Source organism: Nostoc sp. CALU 546 (assembly GCF_048836525.1).
In genome coordinates this window covers 16,101-34,258 of sequence record NZ_JAWJTF010000082.1, presented here as the reverse complement: position 1 = coordinate 34,258, position 18,158 = coordinate 16,101, and the positions used below count along the sequence as shown (strand labels likewise).

Annotated in this window: 10 protein-coding genes and 1 pseudogene; 6 read left to right on the top strand and 5 right to left on the bottom strand. The window is 42.1% G+C overall.

All coding sequences use genetic code 11. The features are described from left to right. Positions 1–29: 29 nt before the first annotated feature. Positions 30–959, top strand: a pseudogene (gene blaOXA, locus RRG12_RS30360) (class D beta-lactamase). Here the strand turns inward: blaOXA and thiS are convergent. From thiS to RRG12_RS30335, 5 genes are all read right to left on the bottom strand, one after another. Next, positions 956–1,168, bottom strand: a complete 213-nt coding sequence (thiS, locus tag RRG12_RS30355; protein ID WP_420761770.1) for a sulfur carrier protein ThiS — start codon at positions 1,166–1,168, stop codon at positions 956–958. The pseudogene blaOXA and the gene thiS sit on opposite strands and share 4 nt — an antisense overlap. An 87-nt stretch (positions 1,169–1,255) precedes the next feature. Continuing rightward, positions 1,256–2,371 carry a thiamine phosphate synthase gene (locus tag RRG12_RS30350; RefSeq protein WP_420761769.1) on the bottom strand — a complete coding sequence of 372 codons (1,116 nt, stop codon included), beginning with the start codon at positions 2,369–2,371 and terminating at the stop codon, positions 1,256–1,258. A gap of 697 nt (positions 2,372–3,068) precedes the next feature. Further along, positions 3,069–4,565, bottom strand: a complete 1,497-nt coding sequence (locus tag RRG12_RS30345) for an aldehyde dehydrogenase family protein (RefSeq protein WP_420761768.1) — start codon at positions 4,563–4,565, stop codon at positions 3,069–3,071. A 113-nt stretch (positions 4,566–4,678) separates the two neighbouring features. After that, positions 4,679–5,401 (bottom strand): cyclase family protein, encoded by a 723-nt coding sequence (locus RRG12_RS30340; RefSeq protein WP_420761767.1) that lies wholly within the window; start codon positions 5,399–5,401, stop codon positions 4,679–4,681. Positions 5,402–6,103: 702 nt separating this feature from the next. Then, the gene (locus tag RRG12_RS30335) at positions 6,104–8,926 is read right to left on the bottom strand and encodes a PAS domain S-box protein (protein WP_420761766.1); all 2,823 of its coding nucleotides are present in this window, start codon (positions 8,924–8,926) and stop codon (positions 6,104–6,106) included. Between the two features lie 1,144 nt (positions 8,927–10,070). Here RRG12_RS30335 and RRG12_RS30330 point away from each other — a divergent pair. From RRG12_RS30330 to RRG12_RS30310, 5 genes are all read left to right on the top strand, one after another. Beyond that, entirely contained in the window at positions 10,071–12,611 is a 2,541-nt protein-coding gene (locus RRG12_RS30330) for a proteasome protein (RefSeq protein ID WP_420761765.1), read from the top strand. A gap of 53 nt (positions 12,612–12,664) precedes the next feature. After that, on the top strand, positions 12,665–13,465 hold the full coding sequence (locus tag RRG12_RS30325) for an Rpn family recombination-promoting nuclease/putative transposase (RefSeq protein ID WP_420761764.1): 801 nt from the start codon (positions 12,665–12,667) through the stop codon (positions 13,463–13,465). 56 nt (positions 13,466–13,521) lie between these two features. Beyond that, positions 13,522–13,716: an aspartate aminotransferase gene (locus tag RRG12_RS30320; protein ID WP_420761763.1), complete on the top strand. Its 195-nt coding sequence runs from the start codon at positions 13,522–13,524 to the stop codon at positions 13,714–13,716. A 239-nt stretch (positions 13,717–13,955) separates the two neighbouring features. Further along, entirely contained in the window at positions 13,956–16,931 is a 2,976-nt protein-coding gene (locus RRG12_RS30315; RefSeq protein ID WP_420761762.1) for a molecular chaperone, read from the top strand. 127 nt (positions 16,932–17,058) lie between these two features. Further along, positions 17,059–18,150: a hypothetical protein gene (locus RRG12_RS30310; protein ID WP_420761761.1), complete on the top strand. Its 1,092-nt coding sequence runs from the start codon at positions 17,059–17,061 to the stop codon at positions 18,148–18,150. Positions 18,151–18,158: the final 8 nt, after the last annotated feature.

The window sequence follows — 18,158 nt, the reverse complement described above, 5'->3', positions numbered from 1 at the left end:
ATCTCGCCTGTGATTAGATTAAATGTGCAATGAAAAATATCTTGTTTCGCATAGAAAAATTTCTTCAGCACTATGCAAAGCATCGAAAGCAATCTCTTGTGTTTACAATCATTGGATGTTTTGCTGTATTAAGTGTGATTCCTTTTGGAGCAATTTACGTTCTGGCTCAACCTGCTTCCACCTCATCTGAACGTCCCGCTGTGAAAGCGCCAAATTTGGGGCGACACTTCCAAGAATTTGGGCGTGAAGGCTCAATCTTGATTTACGACTCAAAAAATAACCGCACCTATGAACACAATCCTCAACGTAATGCAACTGCGTAGGCGTAGCCCGTCGTAGACATCGCACCAGCTTCGACATTCAAAATTTTTAACGCATTGGTGGCGCTAGAAACAGGTGTAGTTCCTGATGATGTGGCGGTTCTCACTTGGGATGGAATTCACCGAGAAATTGATGCCTGGAATCATGATACGAATTTGCGTCAAGCCTTTAAGGATTCAACTGTTTGGTTCTATCAAGTGCTGGCACGTAGAATTGGATATGAACGGATGCAGGAATTTATTAACAAAGTAGGCTACGGAAACCGTCAAATTGGCGCCGCCGCAGACATTGATCGTTTTTGGTTACAAAAGCCATTGCAAATTACACCCAAAGAGCAAATTAAGTTTTTGCAACGGTTGTATCAAGGCAATTTACCTTTCTCGCAACGGACAATAAATCTTGTCAAAGACATTATGGTACGTGAACAAACTCCAGACTACACACTGCGAGGAAAAACGGGATGGTTAACAAGTACTAAACCAAACATTGGTTGGTTCGTGGGTTATTTAGAGCAAAACAAAAACGTCTACTTTTTCGCCACAACCCTTGATATGCAAAAACCAGAAGATGCACCAGTCCGGATCGAGATTACACGACGCAGCCTTAAGGATTTGGGTTTGCTGACTCAAATCAACTAACCACCGCCGACAATAGTTACTACTTCTAAGCGATCGCCTGGTTGCACTTTTTTTTCCGGCCAAAACTGGCGGTGTAAAATTTCGCCGTTATACTCTACAGCCACCAAACGGGGATTAAAACCCAATTGTTGGAGTAAGTCGGGTAAAGAAGTTTCAAACGAACAGCTATGGGTTTCCCCATTTACCTGAACCGTAATCTCATTAGACATAAATATGTGGGGAGTGGGGAGTGGGGAGTGGGGAGTTTTTTTAATGACCAATGACAAATGACCAATGACAAATGACCAATGACTCTTTTAAAGTTCTGGTTTAATGCGATTGAGTTGGGAGAGCAAATATTGTGTTACGAGGGTAGGCTGTTCAGCTTGCATGAGCGATCGCACTACCGCTACACGTTCGGCTCCAGCATCGATCACATCATTGATATTATTGGCATCTATTCCCCCAATCGCAAACCAGGGAATTGAGCAATTTTTGGCAGCATAGCTGACATATTCTAAACCTGTTGCGGCTTTACCTACTTTCGTCGGAGTTTCATAAACTGGCCCCACGCCAATATAATCTACACCTTCAGCAATTGCTGCTTGCATTTCTTCTTTATTTGTGGTAGAAAGACCTATCAAACGCTGGGAACCAAGTAATTGCCGAGCAATGGTAATGGGCATATCTTGTTGTCCTAGATGCACTCCATCTGCATCCACAGCTAAAGCTACATCCACGCGATCGTTAACGATGAACAAAGCACCATAGATATGGCATAACTGCCGTAATTTTCTAGCTTGTTCCAGACGCAAAGAATCATCAGCGGTTTTATCACGGTATTGTAGAAGCGTTAATCCACCTTTGAGTGCAGCTTCGACATTGTTCAACAAACTTTCACTAGGGGAAGTAACAAGATATAAACGCGATCGCCACAACAATTGATGGCGCTGATGACCCATTAAACTACTTTCTAGGGTATAAACTTGATAACGCATCTGCTTACAAGCTTTAGCCATATTCGGTTGGTAAAGCTTGCTGTATTCTTCTAACACCCGTAACGCTTCTTCTATACGGCAAAAGTTAGCTTGCAACACCGATTTTATACTAGCTCGTTCTTCTTCTTGAGGATGAGTTAATTCAGTCCCAGGATCGCCCGGTGTATCTCGCGCCGCCCGCAATTCTGAGGTATGCCACTTGGCTACTTCTTGTCGCAAGCGCTTGCATTCAAGAGCCAACTGGGCATTATTCAACCCAAACCGACACCATTCCTCAATAATTCGCAAGCCCTCACGAGCGCGGTCTAAATTGGCATCTAAAATGCGGTAAACAACTTGCTGTATTTGCTCTTTTTGGCTGTATGGCTCGACCATTACAACAACCCCGTTAGTGCTTTCATCGAAGTGTGAATTATCATATGCTCTAGTAACCATAAGTTAATTAATTTGCTTTTTTTTACTCAATTTTTGCGGAATTTACGCAAAATAACGTATTAGTGAGGGTTACAGTAAATTATCCCATGTTCCTATAGGCAGTGATAAGTGTAGTTTGAGGCTACAGTTTCGCACTAAGGTTAGTCAAGTATTTTACGTAAATGACAAGCTTACAAAGGACTGGCAAAAGGGGATACACCAGAAAATCGATAGTAGTAGGACTTATATCATGTCCGCTTGATTACTTCTTAAACCCGAAGAATCCCACCCCGCAAGCCCACGGTGTATACACAAGTCAAATTACCCCCCTTAGTCCCCCCTTGCAAAGGCTACCGTGTATACACAAGTTGAATTACCCCCCTTAATCCCCCCTTGTAAAGGAGGGAAACCGGAAAATCTTGTTCCCTCCCCAATGCATCGGGGAGGGTTAGGGTGGGGTAAAACTGACGCATAAACCAGGTGAGTAAACTACTTCAGACTTGTGTATACACCGTAGCTTGCCAAGGGGGGAAATATCCGGTTCTCCCCCTTGGCAAGGGGGAGTTAGAGGGGGTGAGAAGAACTTGTGTGTACACCGTAGCCCTTGAAAGGAGGGTTAGGGTGGGGTAAAACCTTGGGTTTTTCAGCTATTTCAGACTTGTGTATACATGGTAGCCCTGCAAGCGTCATTACGAATTACGAATTACGCCTTGCGGTACTAACTGCGGTTATCTATCTGAGCGCGTTGCAAACTTCCAGAAAAGTCAACATAAACACTTTTCCACTCTGTGAAAACATCCATTGCAGTAGTTCCAGCTTCGCGGTGTCCGTTACCAGTTTGTTTCACACCACCAAAGGGCAAATGTACCTCTGCACCAATAGTTGGGCCATTAATATAGGTGATACCTGCTTCGATATCGCGCATGGCAGTAAAAGCTCGGTTGATATCGCGGGTGTAAACTGAAGAAGATAAACCATAATTGCTATCGTTGATAATTGCGATCGCATCCTCAAAGGAGCTAACCTCAATTAATGCCACTACTGGCCCAAATATCTCTTCACGAGCAACGCGCATATCAGGAGTTACATCATCCAAAATAGTTGGTTGAAAGAAGTAACCGTTTTTCAGTGAGCCTTCACTGGCAATTTCTCCACCAATTAAAACTTTTGCTCCTTCCTCACGAGCAATATCCAAATACTTGCTCACCTGCTGGAGTTGTTTTTCATTGACTATCGGGCCAATATCTGTATTTGGGTCAGTGCCAGCACCCAAGCGTAACTTACTAGTCCGCTCATAAAGCATGGCGGTAAATTTTTTTTTGATATCACGATGCAAAATCAAGCGACTGGTAGCCGTACATCGTTGACCGGTTGTCCCAAATGCTCCCCACACTGCACCATCAAGAGCAAGTTCCAAATCGGCATCTTCCATCACCACTTGAGCGTTTTTACCACCCATTTCCAAACAGACACGCTTGTGAGTGCGTCCGCAAGTAGCGCCAACAAAAGCACCCGTTTCTGAAGAACCGGTAAACGATACCAAATCTACATTGGGATGCTCAACTAAAGCTTTCCCCGCCTCTTCTCCCACACCATGCACCAAGTTGATTACTCCTGGTGGTAAACCTGCTTGTTGAAAAATTTCAATTAATTTAGTTGCACAGGCGGAAGTATCTTCAGCAGGTTTGAGAATAACTGTATTACCACATACCAAGGCTGGCATAGCTTTCCAGCAAGGAATTGCCACTGGGAAATTCCAGGGAGTAATTAAGGCACAGACTCCTATGGGCATCCGTACAGTCATGGCGAATTTATTGGACATTTCCGAGGGTGTAGTTTGCCCAAATAATCGCCGTCCTTCGCCAGCACTGTAAAATGCACAATCAATACCTTCTTGGACATCTCCTCTGGCTTCTGTCAAGGGTTTACCCATTTCCCGACTGATTAACTGGGCAAGTTCTTCTTTATGCTGGAGTAATATTTCCCCGACGCGAAAGATGTATTCTGCCCTAGCTGGGGCGGGGACTGTACGCCAACTGCGGTAGGCTTTGCGGGCGGCGGCTACTGCTGTATCTACATCTTTAATTTGAGAACGGGGAAATGTGGCAACCACTTCGGTTTTGTCGGCAGGGTTGCGACTTTCTAGGGTTGCTTCCTCGCCAGCACTCAACCATTGGCCATCTATATAATTGCGGCAAGATAGCGGAGTTGTCATTTTGAAAATCTCCGGCTGATGATCTACTGAAACTTGTGTATTAAGTTTGCTTGCTTTCTAGGTTATCCTCAAGTTTAGGAAATTGGTATGATCACCAAATATCGATATAAAAATTAAGGGACGAACGCCAATACCCCCACGGGAGAACCAGAACCACCACGTAATCTTAGAGGTGCGATCGCTAGAGTAGTACCTTTAGGTGGCAGTTGATCTAAATTTGTTAGATTCTCCAACACAATGCGCGGTTTTTCCAATACCAAGCGGTTAATCGCAAAACTGTTATCCTGTCCAGGGTCTACACCATGAGTATCAATTCCTACCCCAGCGATTTGCCGTTCATCCAGTAAAAATTGAGCCGCATCGCTGCCAAAGCCTGGAAAGTGGGCAATTCCTTGAGAATCGTGATTGAGGAATGCACTTTTATCAAACCACTTTTTTTGCCAACCAGTATTCAGTATAACTACGCAACCAGGAGAAATTTCACCGTATTCTTCTTCCCAAGCCAAAACATCAGCAATAGTCAGGGCATAATCAGGATTAACCGCCGTGGCTTGGCAAATATTGATGACCACCGCAGGTACAACTAAAGATTGGGCTGGATATTGGTCAATTCCCACGGCAGAACGATGAAAACTGTTAGGGGCGTTGATATGGGTAGCACTATGTTCCCCCAAGGAGAAACGCCGCAGGTAATAGCCATCATTATTTAGTTCAGCTACAGTTTCAAATTCTACTATGGGATCTCCAGACCATTGGGGAATGTCTATGTCAATGACATGACTTAGGTGGATAACCTGTGTGTAGGTGATACTATTTTGACTTTGGGGTTGTATCATCCCAGCCTTCTATTATTTGTACTCACGGATTTTTTTTCAAAGGTGCGATGCCTGGGTTGGGCTACGCCTACGCAAAGATATAGCAGGAGGCAGGAGGCAGGAGGCAGGAGGCAGGAGGCAGAAGGCAGGAGGCAGGAGGCAGAAGGCAGGAGGCAGGAGGCAGGAGGCAGAAGGCAGGAGGCAGAAGGCAGGAGGCAGGAGGTAAAAGTATTACTATTCCTAGCCTTGGGGTTTTCAAAATGTCCTAACCTATGTGGCTACGGCTATATTACTACCATTACAAAGTTTTTAAATCAATTTCACTGCAACACTTTACTAAACAGAATTCAGGAGTCAGGAGTCAGAATTCAGAATGAATTCTAAAGTGACTGGCGGATAGCGCCGGCGGCAAGCGAGTCCGCGTACTCTGTAAGAGTTGCAAGCTACGCTTTTAGCGTCTCGTAGAGAGCGTCTTGATTCTGACTCCTGAATTCTGACTCCTGAATTCTGAATTCTTCTTCAAGAGAAATAATCCCCCCAATCCCTGAAATTTTCAGATTTTTTGGAGGGTTCAAATGTTGCAGCAAAAAGCGAGTTAATCCTAGTTAACAACCAATAGATTAACTTTTGATTAAGTCTAAGTTAAGGCTTTTTAACGAGGGAGTAGGGAGTAGGGTCTTTTCAATATTCTCCCTCACTCCCCACTCCCTGTTTTGATGATATCTACGTTGAGGGTTGCTCCTGTAGTGGAATCATAATCACAAACTCAGAACCTTGTCCTGGTGCTGAAATACACTGGATTTGACCACCATGTTTGTTGACAACAATCTGGTAGCTAATTGACAAACCCATGCCCGTACCTTTACCCACAGGTTTTGTAGTGAAGAAGGGGTCAAATAGGCGTTTGCGTACTTCCTCGGTCATGCCTGGGCCATTGTCAGCAATGCTAATTATTACACGGTCTTCTTGAATAAAGCTGCGAATGCGAATTGTGGGAATGGGGCATTGGGCATTGGGCATTGGGCATGGGGTATTGGGTATTTGGAAAACTTTTCCCCATTCCCCAGTCCCTAGTCCCCAGTCCCCAATCCCCAGTCCCTCTTCCAAGACATCGATCGCATTTGTCAACAGATTCATAAACACCTGATTCATCTGTCCAGCGTGACAGACTATTGGTGGCAGGTTGCCATACTCTCGGATTACTTGGATTTCGGGATTTCCTGGTTTGGCTTTCAGGCGATTTTGCAATAGCAGCAAGGTGCTATCAATACCTTCATGAATATCCACTGCCTTTGTGCCGTCTTCATCATGGCGAGAAAAATTGCGTAAAGACAGGACAATCTGCCGAATGCGTTCGGCTCCCATGTTCATAGAATCCAGAATTTTGGGCAAATCTTGCTTGAGAAAGTCTAAATCAATGGTGTGGATTTGTTGGTGAATTTCTGGTGTTGGTGGGCAGTAACTCTGTTGATAAAGGTCTACTAAGTGCAGCAAATCCTTGGTATATTCACGGGCGTGGCTAATATTGCCGTAAATAAAATTGACGGGATTATTGATTTCGTGGGCAATACCTGCAACTAATTGTCCCAAACTGGACATTTTTTCAGTTTGAATCAGTTGCGCTTGAGTTTGTTGAAGTTCTAGTAGCGCTGCTTCTAGTTGCTGGGCTTTATCTTGGGCAGTTTGGGCAGCAATGCGACTTTGAGTGTAAAGTTTAGCTTGGTCAATAGCGATCGCTAGTTGAACTGTAACTGCTTGTAATAATTCTACTTCGTTGTCCAGCCAAGACCGGAAGCCGCTGCAATAACCACAGCTAAATGTGCCAATTTCACCAGATTGAGTGTGTACGGGCAGTGACATAAAGGCAGTGAAACCAAAATCCTGCAAAAACTGCCGTGCTATGGAATCGCCCACAGTCTCTACATCGTTAATACGGATGATTTCTCCGTTCAAAGTTTTGGCTGCGATTAGTTCGATTTCTGCATTAGTTGCTTCTTGGTCGTTAAGCAGACAGGGTAAAAAGGAACTCTTCACCTCATATACTTTATCCCAGTATGGTACATCAGCATCTTGGCGATACCAAAAGAAGGCGCAGCGATCGATCTGGAATAAGTGATGAATCTCCTGCACTGCTGTTTCTACAATGTAATTGAGATCCAAGGAAGCTCGAATATGATTAGAAAGACGATTGAGTAGTGCTTCTCGTTGGGCACTTTCTTTGAGCGCAATTTCTGCTTGTTTGCGGTCAGTGGTGTCATGGCAAATACCAACGAAGTTTATAATATTACCATTGGCGTCTTTAATAGCAGATGAGTTGCTTGTATGCCATCGCCAACTACCATTTTTGTGTTTTACTCGATATTCAATTGCCTCTTGTTTCTTGCCTGTTGTCAAAATTCTTTGGAAATAATCGACACAGATATGCACATCGTCGGGATGTATAAAGGGAATAAATGATTTGCCTTCAACCTCTGCAACCTCATGCCCAAAAATTTCAGTCCAGTTAGGAGAAACGTAGGAAAATATTCCTTCAAGTGTCAGCGAAAAAATAATGTTATTGGCATTTTCCACAATGCTGCGAAACTTGGCATCGCTTTCTATCAATGCTTCTTGAATGTTGTCGCAGATGTCGCGGACAAGAACTATAACTTGCTGGTCTGGTAATGGTAATAACCTAGCTTCAAAAATATTGTTTTTTTCTGGTAGCGGTAAGGTATATTCAAAACTGACTTCATATTGAGTTTGAAGTACTTGAGTTATTGCTTGCTGGAAGCGATCGCCTACACTAGTCGGTAAGCATTCTCGCAAACTCTTGCCCTGACAATCTTCTGGTGAAATATACAGACTCTCAACTTTTCCTGCCTTGTAATCCAGGATAGTTCCATCAGCATTGAGACGAAAGTACAAATCAGGAAGCACTTGCAAAATCGCTGCTAACTCTGATGTTTTTTGGCTTAACTGTGCTTCAACTGCTTGGCGTTTTGTAGTTTCAGCTTCCAGTTGTTCTAGTGCTTTTGCTAATTCGGCTGCTTGTTTCTTTGCTGTAATTTTACGTAGACGGCGAGAGGAATTTGTAGATGGCGAGTAGCTTTCTGTTAGAGAAGGTTGGCATACCACTCTCGGCACTTCTGTTAGATCAATACAATAACCGATATAACCAACAAAGCTACCATCTACGGCAAATCTTGGCGCGGCTGTATCTAAAATCCAGTGATATTCGCCATCAGCCCGACGCAAGCGATATTGCCTCTGGAAGGAATCATGTACAGCAAAGGCTCTTAGGTATATATCTTCACATCGCTGTCTATCTTCTGGATGGACGCTACAAGTCCAGATATTGCCTATCTCCTCTCCTTGCACAAATGCAGACGTACCTGTTGCTGTGCCAGTAAATTCTAGCCAATTGGAATTGAAGTAACAGTAAAGTGCATTATATCCAGACATCCAAATCATCAGAGGAGCAGTATCCACCTGTCGGCAAAACACTTTTTCATCCTGTTGTATTTCTGATGGGGCAATGATGATTTGGTTAATGTAGCTCTGCACCTTTTTAGAAAACACTTTTGCCTGCCTGCTCTGCCTAAATTATGAAGGTAATAGTCTGAAAATATGATTTCTTAATACATGGATATAATCTTTTTCATGCCAACTTGCTAACGATCTTAATACTTTATTTATTTTTATATATGCAGCAATTCCTCTTTTACTGTAAATAAATTTAAAAAATTCTGAAGTTATCATTAAGATTAAGTTGAGCATTTTTGGTGAAATTTAAACTCTATATGTCAGGAAGGTTGTTTGACTTTGTTTCTTATTAAAATCACCGATAAATTCATCTTAGCTATGCAATCTCGTTGCTGAAAAACCCAATTTAGCTTCACTAAAACTACATGATTCTCTGTCAGGTGTTTATGTCTTCACAAGAAATTCACAATACTCAAGAATTTCATACAAAATAAATATTGATTTTTTATCAAGAAGAATTCAGCATGAATTAGAGTCATGGCAATACTTGTCGGGTTTTGGGGAAAAGGGTAAGGGGTAAGGGGTAAGAAAAAACCTTTAACCTTTACCCTTTAACCTTTTCCCCAAACCCAATTCCGAGTTCAAAATGCTTATCCGAGCATGAGAGTCATGGCGACTAGAAGCCACGGCTATACAGGCAAAACCCACCTCTGTAGGTTTAAAACTTTTTGCTTAGGCGGATTTGGCTTGTGTAGTAGCGAATTATATTCTAATACCCTTGGGTTAGTGCCAAAAACCTTGTATCTTAAGGACTTATGCAAAAACTGTCTCAAACTCTTATTCCTTAAATCAGTTGTATAAAAAGGTTTAATACTTACATCTTTAACTAGGCAGTGTTCAATCATTTGGTGGTATAAAACTCAACTTTAGTAAAACATAATTCAGGAGTCAGGAGCCAGAATGAATTTTGATAGCGCAGCGTTAGCAAGTCATAGAGCATCTTGATTCTGACTTCTGAATTCTGACTCCTGAATTCTTTTTTATTTTTCCTAACAAAACCCAATGTTTCAAAATTGTCTTGACCGTTGAAAATGCTTCATCCCACAATCGCAAGTTAAATGAGAGAAATGCTAAATGTAATATCAACACATTGCAACAATGACTAGAAATCGCATTTTTTATGTTATAAAGCTCACAGAAATTAATGTTAGGCGGAAACTACTCTATGGAACCAGATAAACTGGGCCGTTTTAAGGAGTACGGCGAATTCATCCTCCGAAAGATAGATTCTGTGCCCCAGTACCCTTCTAAACAAGAAGATTGGGTTCCAGCTAGTCTTGATGAGTGTCTCCTGCGTCTGCGGTCAGCTGCCCAGAAAACTGTAGACCTGGCAACTTCGCCTGTGAAAATTGGTGTGATGGGGGAATTCAGTAGTGGAAAAACCCTACTTTTAGGCAGTCTAATTGGATATGCTGATGCTTTGCCAGTCAGTGAAAATCCCACTACAGGTAATGTTACCGCCATACATATTATCCCACAAGACGATTTCGCAACGACACAATTAAGTAACTTTACGGTAGAGTATCTTTCTCATGAAGGAGTACATGAGTGTCTGCGCTTCATGCTAGGGGAAGCCAATAAACGAACAACAGCAGCGGGGCTTCCTCCGATACCAGTATCGAAACTCAACTCTGGCACAGATATTATTGGCTGGTGTGAAGAAGCATGGAATAGCAGTAACAATTTAGAGCTACGTTATTTGCTCCGGGAGTTGGTATTATTCCTGCGGGCTTATCAAGCTTATGGGGAAGTTATGTGTGGTGGGCACTACCAGATTGATGCTATCACCGCCCGCGAGGGGCTACAGCTAGTCGAACAGCCAATGGCAATCCAAACTCTGAAATTTGAGGATCTACCCCCAGCGCATATCCGATTACCAAGTCCACCCCAGAGGCTACCAACAAAGTTATTGCAAAACAGTTTCCCCCTCATCCGCCGCGTAGATATTGATGTGAAAATCTCACGGGAAATTTGGGATTTTGCAGGTGCAGCTAAATTTATTCTCATCGACTTTCCGGGATTGGGGGCTGCTAATTCAGGGGCTAGGGATACCTTTTTGTCGCTGCGAGAATTGGCAGAAGTGCAGACAATTTTGGTATTGCTAAATGGTAAATCGCCGGGGAGCGATCGCGCCAATAAAATTTTCACCATGATGCAGCAGCAGCGACCAGGACAAGACCTGAAAGATTTAATTCTCGTAGGTGTGGGTCGCTTCGATCAACTACCCCTAGATAGTGAAGGCGGCGAAAGAGAACTCGATCAGCTCATTGAAGATAGCCATTTACAAGAGGAAACGGTTTTCCAAAAACTCAAAGTTCTGCAAACTACCATTGACGGTACAGAAGCGTTTACAACCCAAAAAGACCGCATCGTTTTACTATCGCCACTGTTGGGACTAGCTGAATTGGCAAAACGTTCTAGTAGCGTGAAAGCCGGCTCATCAGAGTTTTTGGCTAACTTGGATTATCCGGATTATCTAGATCGGTCTAAACGGCTACAAGAAAAATGGCACCGCTTAAGTGAACGACTTATAGAATCTAACACTCGCAGTTATTTGGGTAGACAGCTAGGTTATTTTAGCCAAGATGGAGGTCTTAGTAAGCTGCGGGAATTAATTCAAACCCACGTAGCGACTCATGGTTTGAAGCAACTGTATGAAGATACTCGCAGGGCTGCTGATGTGGTGAGTCAGCAACAAGATCATTTGAAAGACATCATAGATGAAATTCACGAGCAAGGTATTCCCACAGGAGACAGTCCCGCATTTATCGAGTTGCGCTCTGTGGTCGAAAGCTTGGATAAAATCTATAGAAATTTTCAAAAAGATTTAGGAACAGAACCACTGAAAGACCGGCGCGGTGTTGTCGTCAGCGATGTAGTTAAAGACGAACTCACTTTTAGAATCCTCAATTGGAACCAGTGGACTTTACTCTTCAACAAAGCCAACAATGGAGCGATCGCTCTGGCAGAATCTAAAGGTGCAGCCGGGAAATTATTTGATCGGGGAAACCGTGTAAATACTTCTCTTCCGACTAAAAGCGATGATTTTTATCCAGTATTTGAGAAAACCGTTAAGGAAGTAGAAGATTTTGCCCGCGATCGCATTAATCAAGCAGTGGTAGATTTGTTGAACCAACTGTCAAATTATGTCGCTCCAGAACGCGAACAATTGCAGATATTTTTTCATCCAGAAATGGAGCAAGAAATCGAAGAAAAATTTGGCTTTGAAGATGCCGATCTCTTTTACAAGTTATTACTAGGATGCGATCCTAACGAATGGAAAGAAGCAATCATCTCAGAAATCAGTAGTAAAGATAAAACAGTTGCACCTGAAACCATCTTTCCTCTAGCGCGTCAAGACGAGAAACACAACGTTGGTCAAATCTTTGACTGGGCACCAGAAAAAAGCCAAGGTTTACCCAGATCGAGCAATCATCAACTTTTAGTCCTGCGGCTGCGAGATGAAATCACCGCTAGCGCTAGCCTTCATCTTGTGCAGTATGTTAGCGAAGTTAATCAGCAAATTAATTCCGAATTAGAAGGTATTTTGGATCAAATTATTCCTAGTTTGCAAAACCTTTCCAAAAAAGAAACTTTGCTCAGATATCTAGCGGCTGGGGAATTGCCATCTGAGATCGCAATTCCTACTTGGTTGCAGATTATTTCAGAACTTGCTGCTGTTTCTTATTTAGATGATTTGAGATGAGCTAACTGAAAAAATGACTGATTGCGATCGGCTACGGAGATGAGGATATATTTGTGAGACGTGATGCGATTTTTTATACAATTTTCAAGCGTGTCCCAGGATTGTTTTTCGAGTTAGTAGAACAGCCACCAGCCGAAGCTAGTAGCTATCGCTTTGAATCAGTTGAAGTTAAAGAACCAACGTTTCGGATTGATGGGGTATTTTTACCTCCACCAGATGCAACATCTCAGATGATATTTTTTGCTGAGGTGCAATTCCAAAAGGATGAGTTACTGTACCATCGCTTTTTCACCGAATCCATGCTGTATATGTATCGCAACCCGTCGCTTTACGATGACTGGTACGGGGTAATTATTTTACAGTCTCGCAGCTTGGAACCGGAAAATACTACTATTCACAGATCGTTACTGAACAGTTCCCAAGTACAACGGATTTATTTAGATGAGTTAGGTAGTCCTGATGAGCAAAAAGTAGGTATCAGTTTGATGCAGTTGACTATTGCCTCAGAGACTCAAATGGTGCAAGAAGCGAAACGTTTAATTGAGCGGGTGCAGCAAGAACAGATAACTGTTTTAGCTAAGAAGGAGATAATAGATGTAATCACAACGATTGCTGTTTATAAATTTGCCAACTTAAGTCGTGAAGAGGTAGAGGCTATGTTAGGAGTTAAGTTAGAAGAAACTAGAGTTTATCAAGAAGCTAAACAAGAGGGCATAGAACTAGGAGTACAACGAGGAAGAGAACAAGTAAAACTTGAACTTGTGCCTCAGTTCTTAGCTCGTGGTATGTCGATGGAAGAGGTTGCCCAATTACTTAATTTAACCATCGAACAAGTAAGACTTGCATCTGAGTAATCACAACGATCGCAGTTTATAAGTTTGCCAACTTAAGTCGTGAAGAGGTAGAGGCAATGTTAGGAGTTAAGTTAGAAGAAACTAGGGTTTATCAAGAAGCTAAACAAGAGGGACGAGAAGAACTCAAACTTGAACTTGTACCTCCGCTGTTAGCTTGTGGTATGTCAATGGAACAGGTTGCCCAGTTACTTAGTTTAACCATCAAACAAGTAAGAATTGCAACTGAGCAAGAATCTTCAACATCAACTTAATAACTGCTGCAATTTTCAGAGCGATGTCTAGTTTGGGCTACGCCTACGCCCTTTCTATATAAAAGCGTAGCCCAACGTAAATATCGCGCCAAATAAAAAAGCCAGTGCTAAAGAGAATCAGTGGTACAAGACCAAAGATGAAAAGTTTTTACTACAAAGATTCTCGAAATTTGTAATTTTATGATGAGACATTACAGTTTTAGCCAGCTATAAAACAAACAACATAAAGTGATACTATAATGAACCCTTTTCAACTCAACAAATATAGTGATCAAGAACCAAGTGAGAAACCACAAAAAAGATTTCCGGGATGGTTTGCTTTAGATTTTGGTACGTCAAACTCCACAGTTACACTCTTCGATCCAATTGAAGTACCGATCGCAGAAATTCTTCCCAAAGAACAAGAAATGCGGTTGCGCGATCGCTTATCACAATGGCTGAGTTCTCCCGCCTCCGTGGCTTTACCAGATGTCAGCGATGATGATTGGGCAAAGTTTATCATCGAAATTAGCAAAAATCTGGAGATAGAGCCAACAAAGTTGAGTGAAGTCTTTGAAAGTGACAACAAAGAACGATTTTTGGAAGCAATTCGCCAAATTGAGCTTTCTTTAGGAAACAGCGAGAGGTTTCGCCGTGCTGTCAGCAAAAAACTTTACCAAATCTATCATGAGGTATTCCGCGTCCCTACCCTAGAGTCACAAAATCTGATCCCAGTTGTGCTGGATATCGATCGCCGCGATACGGAAATTCCTAGCGAGTTGGAAATTTCGCAGTTAGGGGACTTAAAACTGCGGATGGGTAGGGAAGCTAGAGATAACCGCAAAAAAGCGATCGCTCAAGGTACAAGCAGTTCTTTAAAGGAAATTATCAGCAGATTTCACCATTCACCCAAACGCTATTTTGGTCAGGAGCGATCGTTTTCAATTATTTTGGATGGTGAAGAAGAAATAATTACTGCTAATCAACTAATCCAATCTGCTTGGGCGCATTTAATCGAGTTAACTGAAGATTACCGCCAACGCGCCCAACGCAGATTTTCAGAAGGGACTTTTTTAACAGCAGTTGTCACTTACCCAACTGTCGCCCCACCAGTTGTTCGCAAGGAAGTTAAGGAATTTGTTGAGCAATTGGGGATCGATGATGTCCAAACTGCTTATGATGAAGCCGTTTCTGTGGCAATATTCTTTTTGTGGCGAGAATTTGGCGGTAATCTGAATATTGGCATCGAGTCATTCAAAACTCGTTGCCGTCAAGTAGGAAATAAATGGTCACAAAATGTCCTAGTTTTGGATATCGGCGGCGGAACCACAGATTTAGCTTTAATTGAACTGACTTTAGAAGATAAAACCCCTACTTTTGCCGATTATGAAGACCGAGGTTTAGGAGGACGTTACTATAAACTTACTCCCAAACTATTAGGTTCATCCGGTCATTTACAATTAGGTGGTGAGTTAATTACACTGCGGATTTTTAGATTATTAAAAGTTGCGATCGCAGACTTTTTATTGACAGCAGTGACAATAGGTGATATCGAAAGTGAAAAGCTAGAAGATTTAATTAGCTCTGAGTTAAACGAGCGCTTTTTAGAACAAGGCAAATTCAAAACTGGTAGTCTTTTAAAATGTCTAGATAAAGAAAATCCAGAAGGCGATATCGCTTACAAAGATGCCTTAGATACTGCCGAGAAAGTATTACCCACCCGTTGGCAACAAGCACCCCAACGCTTGCAATCATTTTATATCCTTTGGGATTATGCAGAAGCAGCTAAACTTAAACTTGGGCAAAAAGCACCAGCAGATAATTCTCTATTAACCTTCACACTTACGGAACAACAAATTTCCGAACTGCTCACCCAAAGTACAGTTAAATTGCAAGTTCAAGATCCAAATAACATCTGCGTCACTCTAGACAACCATCAATTTGAACGAGCCGCCGTTGCAGGAATTAAAGAAGCGATCGGTATTGCTAAAGGATTAATGGAAAGTCGCTTGCGTCCCGATGATCTCACCAAAGATTCTTGGAATTCCCAAAAAGTTGATTGGTTAATTCTGTCTGGAAAAACTTGTAATTTAGACATAGTGCAGCGCCAAATCTACCAAGAATTTAGTAAGTCTCCATATTTTGTCTGGAATCCAGAACGAATTACCTTTGTGTTGGAATTTACCAAATTAGCTACCTCTGCCGGTGCTTGCTATGCCGAAAAACTACGAAGATTAAGGTTCGATCCAGAAGAGTCTAAAAGCTTGCTGCGTAAGGGAGCTAACCAGCTAGAAATTGATGTCAAAAACCTGTTTTATTATTTACCTTGCAACTTCAAACGCAAAACCCAAAGTAACGATTTACTCACCATATTTAAAGCTGGACAAGAACTCTATCAACTCGCACCTTGGGAAACTGTCGCCAAAGTTCGTACTGCATGGCAAGGCATACAATTAACTAATATTATTTACCGTCAAGACTACGAGGATGGAGATTTACGACTATGGGGTAGCTTTGACGGCAAAAACCTCATGAATAAACTGGGAATGCAAGAAGCAGAGTTTCTAAAAAAAATTAAAGTCCAGTTTGAGATTGACCAAACCCTTGAGTTTAATGTGTTGCTTTGTCAAGGAAATCCCCATTATTTAATTGATATTCCTGGCATTGATTTAGAATCGGTAGTTTCAGAATATTCAGCGCTATTTACTGATGGTAAATTGAACTGGAATATTGCTGTGGAAGGCTTTAATAAAGACTTGAATGATGGTGATATTGCCGTCAATGTTATTGAGTCCGCAACTGTTGATCAACCAGATGCTTATCATCTTGTATTTGAAGTAGGAAATGATGGGAGTAAATTGTTCCAAAAATTTCACTATCTGCGTGATGGTGTGACGGAACCAGGAATTGGGTTAATTAGTAATCCCTTACCTCCTTTCCCGCAAACTGGCCAACACACTTTCTATGTTTATCAAACAGATTCAGAAACTAACAGCAAAAAATGGATACGAATTGGCGCACTTGCCAAACCAGATGTAACAACAGATTATCCTTGCCAATATCGGGTAACTCTCGATGATCAAGGCATTCTGCGGATGCACGCTGGTGAAGTGCCTTACTGGACATCAAACAATCAGGAATGTCTAAAAGAAGAGGGATGCGTTTATCTTGCTGAATTAGAATTGCAGCCCAATGAAGTTGATAAAGAACGCGATCCATTTTGCGGCATACATTAAACCTCTGTGTTCCTCTGCATTGAAAACAATTAATATTTTTAAACGCAGAGGGGCGCAAAGTAAACGCTAAGGGGCGCAGAGGTTTGCCAAGTTTTATTCGCTACGAAAATATTTGGAGGTGATATTCATGCAGCACTTGCGTCAATTATTAGAGGTAGAAAACTCAGAGTTAGCCCGGTTACTGCGGTTTAGTTTGTATGGACTAGAAGCTACTTTAAATCAGGCTCGCACAGAATTTCCACTAGATCCAGGAACTAAAATATGCGATGAAGTGCTGCAAGAACTTCATAACCTATTGCAACCTGAACCTCCGCAGCAAAATATTGGTTGGGAAGATGCGCCAGCTGATTTAAAACTCAGTCACCTGCGAGAAGCTTTTAATTCTGACTCAGAACTGAATTATTATCTGGGTAATTCTCAACTACAAAGCACAACGGATTCTGATTTGTGGAATGAGATTCAACGTAAACTGCTGCGAGTCCCAGAGGATTTGGCTACAACTTGGCGATCGCGCACCTTGGATTTAGCTCAAGAAGTTGGTGCGATCGCAGATAATTCTAACCTCTTTCAACTTCCCTTTATCCGAGACGAAATGATCTACCCTGGACTTACTGGTACTGTTCAAAGTCAGGGATTGACCTTGTATCAACAAGCACTTTCAAATTCTCAAAATACTCAAGGAAATGCATCCGATTTACCAGCGGCATTCCTATTTTTATATATGAATTTTATCGAAATAGACCCAGATTTACATCATGCATTAAAAAGCGTTTTTGGCTTCGATGTCGTTTCCTTGCACTCCAAACCAGAACAGCGTCATCAATATATTGATGCTTTAAGCGATCGCTTCCAACGCACCCAAAAAGCTGAAAAAAACACTGATCCCCTGTCAATTCTCCGTGCTTGGATTGACATGGACGAAGCCATACATTCCCTAGTATTCATACCACCAGCTGAACGCTATTCTTGGTGGGGAAAGCTACAACAAGAATCACGACGCATTTTGAAGAAAGTCGCTGATGAGGCAATTAATGCAGGTAATGAAGTGCGAATTCGCCAATTATCGGGACTTTATGCAGATATCTGTGCTTCATCCAAGGATGACTTACAACTAGACTGTGGTGGTATTCCTGGTGAAGTCTTAACTTGTCTTCGAGTATATACGCGAATTAATCAAGAAGAATCTCCAGGCCGTGTAATATTTCGCTCATCACGCTAAGAAAATTC

Coding starts and splice junctions, on each gene's coding strand:
- RRG12_RS30350 (WP_420761769.1), bottom strand. CDS start 2,371: ATGGTTACTAGAGCATATGATAATTCACACTTCGATGAAAGCACTAAC.
- RRG12_RS30340 (WP_420761767.1), bottom strand. CDS start 5,401: ATGATACAACCCCAAAGTCAAAATAGTATCACCTACACACAGGTTATC.
- RRG12_RS30320 (WP_420761763.1), top strand. CDS start 13,522: ATGTTAGGAGTTAAGTTAGAAGAAACTAGGGTTTATCAAGAAGCTAAA.
- thiS (WP_420761770.1), bottom strand. CDS start 1,168: ATGTCTAATGAGATTACGGTTCAGGTAAATGGGGAAACCCATAGCTGT.
- RRG12_RS30345 (WP_420761768.1), bottom strand. CDS start 4,565: ATGACAACTCCGCTATCTTGCCGCAATTATATAGATGGCCAATGGTTG.
- RRG12_RS30315 (WP_420761762.1), top strand. CDS start 13,956: ATGAACCCTTTTCAACTCAACAAATATAGTGATCAAGAACCAAGTGAG.
- RRG12_RS30330 (WP_420761765.1), top strand. CDS start 10,071: ATGGAACCAGATAAACTGGGCCGTTTTAAGGAGTACGGCGAATTCATC.
- RRG12_RS30310 (WP_420761761.1), top strand. CDS start 17,059: ATGCAGCACTTGCGTCAATTATTAGAGGTAGAAAACTCAGAGTTAGCC.